The organism is Mycobacterium sp. SA01 (assembly GCF_041287105.1).
GTDB lineage: Bacteria > Actinomycetota > Actinomycetes > Mycobacteriales > Mycobacteriaceae > Mycobacterium.
Map to the genome: position 1 here is coordinate 90,021 of NZ_JBGGNO010000014.1, position 13,096 is coordinate 103,116.

Consider the following 13,096-nt stretch of genomic DNA (forward strand, 5'->3'; position numbering starts at 1 on the left):
CACCTTGTCGGCACACCGTCCTAGGCTGCAGTTATGTCTGATCAGGTGCTGCAGGCGTCGCGTCCCGCGTTGTCGCCGTCGCGGGCCGCCGACTTCAAGCAGTGCCCGCTGCTGTACCGCTTCCGGGCCGTTGACCGGCTGCCCGAGCCGCCGTCGACCGCTCAGTTGCGCGGTTCGGTGGTGCACGCCGCCCTGGAGCAGCTCTACGGTTTGCCGGCCGCCGAGCGGGGCGCGGACACGGCGTTGTCGTTGGTCGACCCGGCTTGGGAGCGGGTGTTGTCCGAACACCCGGACTTCGCCGGCGATGTCACCGACGAGCAGCGCACCCAACTCGTCGCGGAGGCGCGCGCCCTGCTGATGGGCTACTACCGGCTCGAGGACCCGACCCGGTTCGACCCGCAGAGCTGCGAGCAGCGGATCGAGGTCGAACTGGCCGACGGGACACTGCTTCGGGGTTTCGTCGACCGGATCGACGTTGCCGGCACCGGTGAACTCCGGGTCGTGGACTACAAGACCGGGAAAGCACCCCCGGAGGCCAGGGCGCTGGCGGAGTTCAAGGCGCTGTTCCAGATGAAGTTCTACGCCGTCGCGCTGTTGCGTTCACGCGAGGTGCTGGCCAGCCGGTTGCGGCTGATCTATCTCGCCGACGGTCAGGTGCTCGACTACTCCCCTGCGCTCGACGAGCTGCTGCGCTTCGAGAAGACGTTGATGGCGATCTGGCGCGCCATCCAATCTGCCGGTGTGACAGGCGATTTCCGACCCAATCCCTCGCGCCTGTGCAACTGGTGCAGCCATCAGGCGCTCTGTCCGGCGTACGGCGGCACACCGCCGCCGTACCCGGGCTGGCCCGGACAGATCGGCGGTGAGCCGGCCGCATGATCGGCTGTTACTTTCGGCGCCTCGGAACCGACGGCGACGCAGAGCTTTTCGCGTCCACCGACGACACCCGCAGCAACTGGAATTTCGACATCCAGCATGGGTCGCCGCCGTTGGCGTTGCTGACCAAGGCGATCGAGGCGAAGCTGTCCGACGGTATGCGGATCGGCCGGTTGACCCTGGACATTCTGGGGGCAATACCGATCACCGAGATGCGGGTGCAGGCACGGGTCGACCGGCCGGGCAGCCGCATCGCGATGTTGTCGGCCGAGATGTCTGCGGAGCGCCCCGACGGACCGCCGCGCGCCGTGGCCCGGGTGACGGCATGGGCGCTGGCGACCTCAGATACCGCTGACGCCGCAACCGACCGCTATCCGCCGCTGATCGAGGGACCGACCGCACCGCTGGAGCTGCACTGGAAGAACGCGCGGGGATACATCGAGTCGGTGGAATGGCGGCCGCAGTACGACGGGTCCGACAGCGGCACGGTGTACTGGATGTCGCCCATCTCCAATCTGGTGGACGACGAGCCCACCACAGCGCTCGAGCGGCTCGCGATGGTGGTCGACTCCGCGAATGGCATTGGCGCAGCGATTGATCCGGAGAAGTTCATCTACATGAACACCGACACCGCGGTACATCTGCATCGCGCGCCGGCGGGTAGGGATTTCGGCGTGCGCGCTCGCGGGTCGATCGGGCCGGACGGGATCGGGGTGACCACCGCAGAGTTGTTCGACCGCGACGGGTTCATCGGGACTTCGGCGCAGACGCTATTGGTACAACGACGGTAGTCCCCGTATATCCGCTTGCGTCTATATAGACGTAGTGCAATACTCGGAGACGTGGACGTCTTCGAGGCAGTCGCCGAACCGAATCGCCGGGTGCTGTTGGATACCTTGGCCGCCGGTGATCGCACCGCCGGGGAACTCGTTGCGGCACTGCCAGATCTGACCCAGCCCTCGGTGTCGCGGCATCTGCGCATCCTGCGGGAAGTCGGACTTGTGGAGGTTCGCCCCGACGCGCAACGCCGGATCTATGCGCTGCGCGCCGACGGACTGGTCGCGATCGACAGCTGGATCGAGCAATACCGTCAGTTCTGGTCCGGTCACCTCGACGCCCTCGAACGCCACCTGGACAAGACAGAGGAGAACTCATGACCTCCCGCGAGGGCCGTCTCAGCATCGACAATGACCGGGCAACACTGACTTTCGAGCGGCGACTCCCCCACCCCGTCGAGCGAGTATGGAAGGCCATCACCGATCCGGAAGAGCGCGGCCAATGGATGGGCGACACCACTATCGACGCCCGCGAGGGCGGGACGATCGACATGATCCCGGCCGCACCGCCGATCCCGGCCGACCAGAAGCGGATGGCGGGCCGAATCCTGGTGTGGGACCCACCGCATGTCTTCGAGCACGAATGGAACCAGCGGATCGTCGAACCCGGCGTCGTCCGTTATGAGTTGGTCCCGGACGGGGACGGGACCCTGCTGAGATTCAGTCACCGCGGGCTAGGTGTGCGCAACGCCAACGGTTTTCGGCCCGGGACGCACGCCTACCTGGACCGCCTCGAGGCGTATCTGTTTCGGGCCGAGATACCCGATTGGCAGCAGCGCTACCGCGAGGTGGCCGAGAGCGCGTATGGAGGACAAGCATGGTGACACCGCACATGGTGGTGGCCTATCACTCCGGCTTCGGGCACACCGCAACGTTGGCGCAGGCCGTGGCGGGCGGGGCTGTAGCCGCTTCGGCACAGGTTCAGCTGATCGCGGTCGACACGGTCGGTGACGATGACTGGGCGGTGCTCGATGCCGCTGACGCAATCATCTTCGGTTGCCCGACCTATATGGGCAATGTGTCGGCCGGTTTTCAGGCGTTCGCCGAGCGCACCGGGCGGCGCTGCATGGCGGGCACCTGGCGCGACAAGGTGGGTGCCGGTTTCACCAACTCCGGGTCCAAGGCCGGTGACAAGCTGCAGACCCTCAGCGCGTTGGCGGTGTTCGCCGCCCAGCATCACATGCATTGGGTCAACCTCGGCCTGACCGCAGGCTGGAATACCAGCGCCGCAAGCGAATTCGATCTCAATCGGTTGGGCTTCTGGCTGGGCGCCGGTGCCTCGACCGACGTCGACGCCGAGCCGACGGCAGTGCACGACGCCGACATCCGCACCTGCGAACACCTCGGCCGGCGAGTCGCCATGGTGACGCGGCAGCTGCTCGCCGGGCGGGCGTCAGAGGGGTTCTGCGCGGCCACCTAAAACGGTGGTACGTCGTCGTCGTCCGAACGGGGTGATACCGGTGGTCCCGCGGTCGAAGGTGTGCGTTCCGCCCGATTGCGGGCACGCTCGGCCGCGATCTGGTGTGCGCGATTCTGTCGTCGGGTTGTCCGCCGCCTCGGCATCATCACCGAGCGGTCACCACAGCGATGGACCGCGGGCTGCGGGATCTGCGGCGGACCCGTCGGCGTCATCAACCCCGGAAACAGCAGAACGCTTCCGGGTGTCGTCACGTAGGTCTCGCCATCGGGCAGCGTCCAGATCACCGTGCCGTCGGGCAGCTGCTGATCCTTCCAGCCCCAAAAAGTCTTGAGGATGTGATGTTCTCGGCATAGGCATTTGAGGTTGGAGGCGTGCGTCGCGCCGTGCGGCCAGGGAACGGTGTGGTCGATGTCGCAACGGATGGCCGGCCGGTCGCAGCCGGGCGCGCGGCAGGTGAGGTCCCGTGCTCGCACGAAATCGGCAAGCGCACGCGAGGGGTGGTAGTCACAATCGGACAGCATGTCCACGGGAATGGTCACCGGACGCAGACGCGCCGCGGCCTTCAACTCGGCCAACTGTTCTGGCGCGATCAACTCGCCGCTGTCGAGCACGTAGGCAGGTTTGTTGGATGTGCCGTCGAGTGTGGACTGCTCGGCAACGACATGAATAACGACTGACCCTGCTGGCTTTTCCGTTGCGGTGCAATCGGCTTCGCCGCAGTCACAGGGAAGTCGGTCAATGCCGATACCCAGCGCACCCAACGCGTCGGCGCGACGCTGTCCCACCGTGCGCGGGTCGTTCTCGCACACGGACTTCGCAAAAGAGTTGAGCCGCTTTTCCAGCGCTGCCGCGTGGGCGGCGGACAGCCGTGCCGTCAAATCGACATAACCGTCACAGGACTCCCAAAAGGTGACGTCACGGTCACTGCCGCGATCTCTCATCCGCCGAACCGCGTCAGGGTCGTGCCGGACCACGAGGTCGTCGATCTCACTGGCGAGCTTTCCCCGACTCATGGACGGCCAGCGGGCAACTCGGGCGGCCAGGTCTGCATCGAGCTCAGCCATGGTGTCGGCGTCGGTGACGAGGTGGGTACGGAAGACGATCGTTTGATACAGCCTGCAGTCGATATCGCCGGCCTCGAAGACCGCAGCGACAGCAGGCAGCCGCAGCATGGCCAGCGCGTAGTTCATGTAGCTGTTGGCCTTGGTCAGGCTGAGCCGCAGCGCTGCGGCGACTTCGGCGCCCACAGTGGCCCAGGTGTCCACCGCCCAATCTTCCCGCTCGCCGTGGTCGAGGCGGCGCAGTTCGAAAAGGTCGGCGATCGCGCGCAGTCGAATTGCGGCCGCCTGATTCTCCAGCCGCGCCGCGTTCGTCAGCCTGTAGACCAGGGCTCGCGAGGCGTCGGTGTCCACCGGCTCGAACAACTTGCCTGGCCATTCATCGAACATGTGTTCGAGTATGCCAGACGGCTACGACACAAATGAGTTCAGCGACGGTCAGTCGATTTCGTGAGTCGCGCTTCAGTCGCGATGGACTTCGACTCCCCAGAGCACGCGGCGTACGACTGTGCGGAATCCGCGAGGCTGCGAAGTGGGTGTGGGCTCGGCTTCAGGTTCCGGCTCGGGCTCGGGTTCAGGTTCGGGCTCGGCTGCGGCCTCTGGCTCGGCTTCAGGTTCCGGCTCGGGCTCCGGTTCAGGTTCGGGCTCGGCTTCAGGTTCCGGCTCGGGCTCAGGTTCGGGCTCGGCTGCGGCCTCCGGCTCGGGCTCAGGTTCGGGCTCGGCTTCAGCTTCCGCCTCGGGCTCAGGTTCGGGCTCGGCTTCAGCTTCCGCCTCGGGCTCAGGTTCAGCGTCGGGCTCGGCTGCGGCCGCTAGCTCGGGCTCGGGTTCGGGCTCGGCTGCGGCCTCCGGTTCAGGCGCAGGCTCAGGCTCAGCATCCTCCGTATCGCCAACGGCGGCGGCATCTTCGGAGTCGTGCTCGGCTGCCACGGTCGCGGCGGCGGTAATACCCCCGCCCGTGGCGACGGCCACCAAGTCCTCGGCCATCCGCTCGGCGGGCGACTCCTCCTCGGGCTCCGCCGTCGGCTGCTCACCGCCCAGCGAGGCCGGATCTTCGCGGCCCTTGGGCGCCAGCAGGATGTACACGATCGCGCCGATGAATACGAACACCGACGTGAACGAGTTCACCCGGATGCCCGCGATATGGGTGGCGGTGTCATCGCGCAGCAACTCCACCCAGAACCGGCCGATGCAGTATGCCGCCACATAGGCCGCAAACAGCCGGCCGTGGCCGATCTTGAACCGCCGGTCGATCCAGATCAGGAAGGCGAACACCAGCACGTTCCACACCAGCTCGTACAGGAACGTCGGCTGAACCACCGCAGCGACCTGCCCCGTCGACACCCCGTCCAGGGAATGCACATCAACCATCCCGGACGAGTCCCGCCGGTAGAAGATCTCCATCCCCCACGGCACGGTGGTCTCGCGACCGTACAGCTCCTGGTTGAAGTAGTTTCCGAGCCGGCCGATCGCCTGCGCCAACACAATTCCCGGCGCGATCGCATCGCCGAACGCGGGCAGCGGAATCCCTCGGCGCCGGCACGCAATCCACGCACCGACACCGCCGAGGGCGACCGCGCCCCAGATGCCGAGGCCGCCATCCCAGATCCGCAACGCAGCACCGACACCGGCGCCGCCCTCGGCGAAATACGTTCGCCAGTCGGTCATCAGGTGATAGAGACGCCCACCGACCAAGCCGAACGGCACCGCCCACAGGGCAATGTCATAGATGACGCCCCGCTCGCCACCACGGGCCGCCCAACGGCGATCACCGATCATCAGCGCCGCGATGATGCCGGCGATGATGCACAGCGCATACGCCCGAATCGGTACCGGGCCCAGATGCCAGACGCCCTGCGGAGGACTCGGGAAATAAGCCAAGACGGTCGTCGTCACGAAGCGGACACCTTCTGTCGCACACCCACGGCCAACTCCTCGGTCAGCGTCCGCACTGCCGCCAACCCGTCGGTCAATGCCGACACCAGAGCCGAACCCACGATCACCCCGTCGGCGAAAGCCGCGATCTCGGCGGCCTGCTCACGGGAGCGCACACCAAGACCGACCCCCACCGGGATGTCGGAAACCTCTTTGACCCGCCGCACGAGCTCCGGCGCGGCGCTCGACACCGCGTCCCGCGCGCCGGTTACACCCATGGTCGATGCCGCGTAGACGAAACCCCGCGAGGCCTGCACCGTTTTGGCCAGCCGTTCCGGGGTCGACGACGGTGCGACCAGGAAGATCCGGTCCAGATCATGTGCCTCGGCGGCGGCGAGCCACTCGTCGGCCTCGTCGGGAATCAGGTCCGGCGTGATCATGCCCAGTCCCCCGGCGGCGGCCAGGTCACGCGACCACGCGTCGATTCCGTAGTGCAGCATGAGATTCCAGTACGTCATCACGACCGCGTGACCGCCGGCAGCGCTGATGGCCTCCACCGCGCGCAGGGTGTCGCGAACCCGGACACCGCCCTGCAGTGCGGCCTCGGTCGCCGTCGCGATCACCGGCCCGTCCATCCCCGGATCGGAGTACGGAACGCCGACTTCGACGATGTCACAACCGGATTCGACCAGAGCCACCAGAGCGTCGATGGACACGTCGACGGACGGATAACCGGTCGGCAGATACCCGATCAGGGCGGCGCGGCCCTCGTCGTGGCACGCCGCGAACACCGAGCCCAGCCGTCCGGCCTGGGCGTGCTGGACGGTCATGAGGCTCCCGGGCCGGACTGGTCGAACAGCCCGAACCACTTGGCCGCCGTCTCCACGTCCTTGTCACCGCGGCCGGACAGGTTGACCAAGATGATCGAACCGGGGCCCAACTCGGCCGCCAGCTTCACCACACCGGCCACCGCGTGCGCCGACTCGATGGCCGGGATGATGCCCTCCAGCCGGCACAGCAGCCGGAACGCGTCCATGGCCTCGGTGTCGGTGATCGGCTGGTATTCGGTGCGCCCGATGTCCTTGAGGAACGCGTGCTCCGGGCCGACGCCCGGATAGTCCAGACCTGCCGAGATCGAGTGCGACTCGATGGTCTGACCGTCCTCGTTCTGCAGCAGATACGAGTAGGACCCCTGGAACGCCCCCGGTGTCCCACCAGCGAAAGTCGCTGCATGCCTTCCGGTTTCGACGCCGTCACCGGCCGCCTCATAACCGATCAGCCGCACACCCACGTCGTCGATGAACGGGTGGAAGATGCCGATCGCATTGGATCCGCCACCCACGCAGGCGGCCACCGCGTCGGGTAGCCGGCCAGCCTGCGCCAGCATCTGCGCCCGCGCCTCGAGACCGATGATGCGCTGGAAGTCGCGCACCATCATCGGGAACGGGTGCGGCCCGGCGGCGGTCCCGAAGCAGTAGTAGGTGCTGTCGGCGTTGGTGACCCAGTCGCGGAAGGCGTCGTTGATGGCGTCCTTGAGCGTCTTGGAGCCGGACTCCACCGACACCACCTCGGCGCCCAGCAGCCGCATCCGCGCGACGTTGAGCGCCTGGCGGGCGGTGTCCACCGCACCCATGTAGATCACGCACTCCAGACCCAGCAGCGCACACGCGGTCGCGGTCGCCACGCCGTGCTGGCCGGCGCCGGTCTCGGCGATCACCCTGGTCTTGCCCATCTGCTTGGCCAGCAACGCCTGGCCGAGCACGTTGTTGATCTTGTGCGAGCCGGTGTGGTTGAGGTCCTCGCGCTTGAGGAAGATCCGCGCCCCACCGAGGTGTTCGCTCAGCCGGACCGCCTCGTACAGCGGCGACGGACGCCCCGCGTAGTGGGTCTGCAGATTGTCGAGGCGATCCAGGAATTCCTGGTCCGTGCGGGCCTTTTCGTAGGCGGCCGTCACCTCTTCGATGACGGCCATCAGCGCCTCGGCCACATACCGCCCGCCGTACGCACCGAAGTGCCCCCGGGCATCGGGTTCGTGCAACGTCTGCTCGGCCACGGCCGCGCTCATGCGCGGCACGTTCGGAGTGGAGATATCAGCCACGACTCAGCGAGCGGGTTTCGGGCAGGACGGATGTGCTCCCGCGGTCACCAGGTCTGCGACGGCGCTGCGCGGGTCCCCGCTGGTGACCAGACCTTCACCGACCAACACCGCATCGGCTCCGGCGCCGGCGTACGCCAGCAGGTCACCGGTGCCCCGGACACCGGATTCGGCGACCCGGATGATGTCGGACGGCAGCCCCGGTGCGATCCGCGCGAAGCAGTCCCGGTCCACCTCCAACGTCTTGAGGTCGCGGGCGTTGACGCCGATGACCTTGGCTCCGGCCTGCAGCGCCCGGTCGGCTTCTTCCTCGGTGTGCACCTCGACCAGCGCGGTCATGCCGAGGGACTCGGTGCGCTCCAGCAGCGACTCCAGGGCCGGCTGCTCGAGCGCGGCGACGATCAGCAGCAGCATGTCCGCGCCGTGCGCCCTGGCCTCGTGAATCTGATACGGCCGGACGATGAAGTCTTTGCGTAGCACCGGGATTCGCACGGCGGAACGCACCGCGTCGAGGTCGGCCAGCGACCCGTGGAAACGGCGTTCCTCGGTGAGCACGCTGATCACCCGCGCGCCGCCGCTCTCATAGGCCCGAGCCAGCTCGGCGGGGTCGGCGATGTTGGCCAGCTGGCCGCGGGAAGGGCTGGCGCGCTTCACTTCGGCGATGACGGCGATGCCGGGCGCGCGCAGCGCGGCCAGTACGTTCAGCGGCGCCGGTGCGGCCTCCGCAGCGGCCTTGACCTCGGCCAGACTGATGATCGCCTCGCGGGCGGCAACGTCGGCGCGCACTCCCTCGATGATCGAGTCGAGCACGCTTGCCGAACTCATGGCTGCCGGATCCCTTCTCACGCCCTGGCGATCTCGCTTGCGTCGTCCAGTGAAGGGTAGTCGTATCGAGCCGCGCATCCGTCACCGACCCTCGGTGTCGGTACCACGATCGGTGGGATCGACACCTTCGTCGAGCGCATCCCACATGCCCCGCTCCGAAACGTCGGTATCCGTGTCCTCGCTACGCGCGGCGCTGCGGCGAACAGCCGGTGCCGCGTATTTGGCGGTGGCCTGGCGTCCGGACGCTGCCGAGCGCATCAACAGCACCGCGGCGACCAGCGCACATGCCGCCGCGCCGATGGTCAGCCCGGCGCCAAGGTACTGCCGGCCGCTGGCGACCAGCGTGTGCACCGGGATCTGGGCGAGTTCGGCGGCGCGCGGACCGACGTCCGGGGTGCGGATCAAGCTGACACCGAGGTAACCCAGCAGCAGCGTCACCACCGCCAGCAGCACCGCGACCGCGCGCAGACCCCATCCCCGGACCGCCAGACCGGCCACCGCGGCGGCCAGCAGCAGCACGGCCAACGGCAGCAGGGCGTTGGACCAGCCGGCGCCCGTCAGCGTCACCGTTTTGGGCTGGCCGAGACCGTCGAACGACGTCACCGACACCCAGGTGAGCCGGGAGGCCACCCACAGCAGCACTGCCGCGACGACCAGCAGCACCTGTCCGATCCGGATCATGGGGCGCTCAGCGTCTCGGCGGCGGCGATCGCGTTCAGTACCGCCTTGGCCTTGTTGGCGGACTCGTTGTATTCGTAGGGACCGTTGGAGTCGGCCACCACGCCGCCGCCGGCCTGCACATAGGCGGTGCCCTTGCTCATCAGCGCCGTGCGGATGGCGATGGCGAAGTCGGCGTTCCCGGCGAAGTCCAGATAGCCGACGACACCGCCGTAGAGGCCGCGGCGGGTCTTCTCCACCCCTTCGATGAGCTCCATGGCCCGCACCTTCGGCGCACCGGTCAGCGTGCCGGCCGGGAAGCAGGCCGTCACCGCGTCCAGGGCCGTGCGACCGTCGGCGAGCAGCCCGGTGACCGTCGACACGATGTGCATGACGTGGCTGTAGCGCTCGATGTGGCTGTAGTCCTCGACGCGCACGGTGCCCGGGACACACACCCGGCCGAGGTCGTTGCGTCCGAGGTCGACCAGCATCAGATGCTCGGAGCGTTCCTTCTCGTCGGCCAGCAACTCCTTCTCGAGCAGCTGGTCTTCCTCCTCGGTCTGGCCGCGCCACCGGGTCCCGGCGATCGGATGCGTTGTGGCCCAGCCGTCCTTCACCGTCACCAACGACTCCGGGCTGGAGCCGACGATCGAAAACGCCGTTCCCCCAGCGTCATCCGGCACGTGCATGAGATACATGTACGGGCTGGGATTGGTGACGCGCAGCATCCGGTACACGTCGATCGGGTCGACGGTGGTGTCGATCTCGAAGCGCTGCGAGGGCACCACCTGGAAAGCCTCGCCGGCCTCGATCTCCTTGACCAGGCGCTCGACGATCTCGCTGTACTCCTCCATGGTGCGCTGGGAGCGGTGCCGGGACTGGGGGCGGGAGTAGGTCGCCACGGTCGACGACAAGGGCTGCCCGAGCGCCCGGGTCATCACGTCGAGGCGCGCGACGGCGTCATCGTAGGCCTCGTCCACCCGCTCGTCGGTGCCGTTCCAGTTCACCGCGTTTGCGATCAAAGTGATCGTGCCTTCGTGATGGTCGACGGCGGCCAGATCGGTGGCCAGCAGCAGGAGCATGTCGGGCAGGCCGAGGTCGTCGGTGACAATCTCGGGCAGCCGCTCGAGTCGGCGGACGAAGTCGTAGGCGAAGAACCCGACCATCCCGCCCGACAGCGGTGGCACACCGGCCAGCGATTCCGTGGACAGCAACGCCATCGTCTCGTGCAGGGCCTGTAGCGGATCGCCACCGGTCGGGGCGTCCTGCGGGGTGGCGCCCAGCCACACGGCCTCGCCGTCACACACGGTCAGCGCCGAGGGCGCACCCGCCCCGATGAACGACCAGCGTGACCACGACCGGCCGTTCTCAGCGGACTCGAGCAGGAATGTTCCGGGCCGGTTGGCGGCCAGTTTCCGGTACGCCGACAGCGGTGTCTCGCTGTCGGCGAGCACCTTGCGGATCACCGGCACCACGCGGTGTTCGGCGGCCAGCGCACGGAACTCCTCACGTGTGGTGATGGCGGCGAGGTTGGATTGCACGGGTACATCCTCCCAGACCCGTCGGGCCGCATTGACCGGCGTAGCCTGCACCCATGAAACGTGGAGACCGGGTTGCGGACTTCGAACTGCCGGACCAGACCGGCACCGTGCGCTCACTGACCGAATTGCTGGCCGACGGGCCGATTGTGCTGTTCTTCTACCCCGCCGCGATGACGCCGGGCTGCACCAAGGAAGCGTGTCATTTCCGCGACCTCGGCTCGGAGTTCGCCGCACTCGGGGCCAGCCGGGTGGGCATCAGCACCGACCCGGTGGACAAGCAGGCCCGGTTCGCCGACTCCCAGAATTTCGACTACCCGTTGCTGTCCGACGCCGACGGCGCGATCGCCACCGCGTTCGGCGTGAAGCGCGGACTGCTGGGCAAGCTGATCCCGGTGAAGCGCACGACGTTCGTCATCGACACCGATCGCACGGTGCTCGAGGTCATCTCCAGCGAGGTCAACATGGATGCCCATGCGGACAAGGCGCTGGAGGTGCTCAAGACGCGTTGAGCGCACCCTTGCCGTAGGTGGCCACGAACAGGTCGTACAACTCGGCGGGCTTGATCTCGACTCCCCGTTCGTCGGCGAGCGCCTGCGCGCGCCGGGCGAAGTCGATCTGCATCTCGCGCGGCAGGTCCAGTCCGTATTCGGTGAGCAGCACGTAGGCGAAGCCGCCCTTTCCCGACTGCGAGTTGACCCGGATCACGGCGTCATATGCGCGTCCGATATCGGCTGGATCAATGGGCAGATACGGTACCCGCCAATCGATTTCACGCTCTGAGCGCCCCGTTCGCAGTGCGCGTTCCCGGTGTTCGGCGAGCCCCTTCTTGATCGCGTCCTGATGAGTTCCCGAGAACGCGGTGTGCACCAGAGCCCCGACGTAGGGATGACGTTCGTGGATCGGCATCCGGGTGCAGTATTCGACCGTGCGGGCGATCTCGTCGATATCAGAGAAGTCGATCATCGGGTCGATGCCTTGGGCGTGCATGTTCAACGCCAGCGTCGCGATGTCGACATTGCCGGTGCGCTCGCCGTTTCCGAACACACAACCCTCCACGCGTTGCGCCCCGGCCAGGATGGCCAACTCCGCACAGGCCACACCGGTGCCCCTGTCGTTGTGTGGATGAACCGACAGGATCACACTGTCGCGTCGCGCCAGATTGCGATGCATGTACTCGATCTGGTCGGCATACACGTTGGGCGTGGCCACCTCGACGGTGGCGGGCAGGTTCAGGATCACCGGCCGCTCCGGGGTGGCGTCCCACAGTCTTGTCATGTCGTCGCACAGGCCCAGCACGTAGTCGGGCTCGGTCAGATTGAAGACCTCCGGCGAGAACTCGAACCTGATATTGCCTGCGTCGCCGGTGAATTCGAGCACGTCGCGACCCCCGGCCAGGACCAGCCCGCGCAGCTCGGCACCGTCTCTCCCCAGCACCACATCCCGCCACGCCGGCGCCGTCGCGGTGTACATGTGAACGACGACGTCACCCGGGATCCCCCGCACCGAGTCGACGGTCCGCTCGATCAGGTCCCGCCGGGCCGGCGTGAAGACGACTATCGTCACGTCCGCGGGCACGATATCGGATTCGGCCAGTAGCCGGACGAAGTTATAGTCGGCCTGCGACGCAGACGGGTAACCGACCTCAATCTCCTTGTACCCCATCGCTACCAGAAGTTCGAAGAATCGTCGCTTGCGGGCGGGATCCATCGGGTCGGGCAGCGCCTGGTTGCCGTCACGCAGGTCGACGGGCACCCACAGGGGTGCGTGGGAAATCTGGGCGTTCGGCCAATGACGTTCTGCGAGTGGCACTTCCACACGGTCGTAGACGCTGGCATAGCGGTACGACGGCATCGGTGAGGGTTGTTGACGATTCCATGCAAACATTTCGTGGTCGCTTCCTGATCGGGGTGCTACTG

At 67.1% G+C, this 13,096-nt stretch carries 13 protein-coding genes and 1 pseudogene; 6 read left to right on the top strand and 8 right to left on the bottom strand.

Annotated elements, in window-relative coordinates; translation table 11 throughout:
* Positions 1-33 precede the first annotated feature (33 nt).
* From AB4879_RS04995 to AB4879_RS05015, 5 genes are read left to right on the top strand one after another with little or no spacing between them, the layout of a single operon-like run.
* Entirely contained in the window at positions 34-879 is an 846-nt protein-coding gene (locus AB4879_RS04995; protein ID WP_102807655.1) for a RecB family exonuclease, read from the top strand.
* On the top strand, positions 876-1,667 hold the full coding sequence (locus tag AB4879_RS05000) for a thioesterase family protein (protein ID WP_370506701.1): 792 nt from the start codon (positions 876-878) through the stop codon (positions 1,665-1,667). Before AB4879_RS04995 ends, AB4879_RS05000 begins: the two co-directional genes overlap by 4 nt.
* Before the next feature lie 51 nt (positions 1,668-1,718).
* Positions 1,719-2,033 (top strand): ArsR/SmtB family transcription factor, encoded by a 315-nt coding sequence (locus AB4879_RS05005; protein ID WP_370506702.1) that lies wholly within the window; start codon positions 1,719-1,721, stop codon positions 2,031-2,033.
* Positions 2,030-2,536 (top strand): SRPBCC family protein, encoded by a 507-nt coding sequence (locus AB4879_RS05010; RefSeq protein ID WP_370506703.1) that lies wholly within the window; start codon positions 2,030-2,032, stop codon positions 2,534-2,536. The genes AB4879_RS05005 and AB4879_RS05010 overlap by 4 nt, the downstream gene beginning before the upstream one ends.
* Positions 2,530-3,132: a flavodoxin family protein gene (locus AB4879_RS05015; RefSeq protein ID WP_370506704.1), complete on the top strand. Its 603-nt coding sequence runs from the start codon at positions 2,530-2,532 to the stop codon at positions 3,130-3,132. Before AB4879_RS05010 ends, AB4879_RS05015 begins: the two co-directional genes overlap by 7 nt.
* On the opposite strand, the gene AB4879_RS05020 is transcribed toward AB4879_RS05015, so the two are convergent.
* The 7 genes from AB4879_RS05020 to AB4879_RS05050 form a co-directional block, all read right to left on the bottom strand.
* Complete coding sequence (locus AB4879_RS05020; protein WP_370506705.1) at positions 3,129-4,580, bottom strand: HNH endonuclease signature motif containing protein; 1,452 nt, start codon at positions 4,578-4,580, stop codon at positions 3,129-3,131. The genes AB4879_RS05015 and AB4879_RS05020 overlap by 4 nt on opposite strands.
* A gap of 72 nt (positions 4,581-4,652) precedes the next feature.
* Entirely contained in the window at positions 4,653-6,083 is a 1,431-nt protein-coding gene (locus tag AB4879_RS05025; protein ID WP_370506706.1) for a prolipoprotein diacylglyceryl transferase, read from the bottom strand.
* Entirely contained in the window at positions 6,080-6,892 is an 813-nt protein-coding gene (trpA, locus tag AB4879_RS05030; protein WP_102807662.1) for a tryptophan synthase subunit alpha, read from the bottom strand. Before trpA ends, AB4879_RS05025 begins: the two co-directional genes overlap by 4 nt.
* Positions 6,889-8,127, bottom strand: a complete 1,239-nt coding sequence (gene trpB / locus AB4879_RS05035; RefSeq protein WP_370506707.1) for a tryptophan synthase subunit beta — start codon at positions 8,125-8,127, stop codon at positions 6,889-6,891. The genes trpA and trpB overlap by 4 nt, the downstream gene beginning before the upstream one ends.
* A gap of 36 nt (positions 8,128-8,163) precedes the next feature.
* The gene (gene trpC / locus AB4879_RS05040) at positions 8,164-8,982 is read right to left on the bottom strand and encodes an indole-3-glycerol phosphate synthase TrpC (protein ID WP_102807664.1); all 819 of its coding nucleotides are present in this window, start codon (positions 8,980-8,982) and stop codon (positions 8,164-8,166) included.
* Positions 8,983-9,063: 81 nt separating this feature from the next.
* On the bottom strand, positions 9,064-9,663 hold the full coding sequence (locus AB4879_RS05045; RefSeq protein WP_370506708.1) for a TIGR02234 family membrane protein: 600 nt from the start codon (positions 9,661-9,663) through the stop codon (positions 9,064-9,066).
* Entirely contained in the window at positions 9,660-11,180 is a 1,521-nt protein-coding gene (locus tag AB4879_RS05050) for an anthranilate synthase component I (RefSeq protein WP_370506709.1), read from the bottom strand. Before AB4879_RS05050 ends, AB4879_RS05045 begins: the two co-directional genes overlap by 4 nt.
* Positions 11,181-11,233: 53 nt before the next feature.
* Between AB4879_RS05050 and AB4879_RS05055 the strand changes: the two genes are divergently transcribed.
* Entirely contained in the window at positions 11,234-11,689 is a 456-nt protein-coding gene (locus AB4879_RS05055; RefSeq protein ID WP_102807666.1) for a peroxiredoxin, read from the top strand.
* Positions 11,690-11,702: 13 nt separating this feature from the next.
* Here the strand turns inward: AB4879_RS05055 and AB4879_RS05060 are convergent.
* Positions 11,703-13,031 (bottom strand): annotated as a pseudogene (locus AB4879_RS05060) (2-isopropylmalate synthase); the annotation flags it as partial.
* Positions 13,032-13,096: the final 65 nt, after the last annotated feature.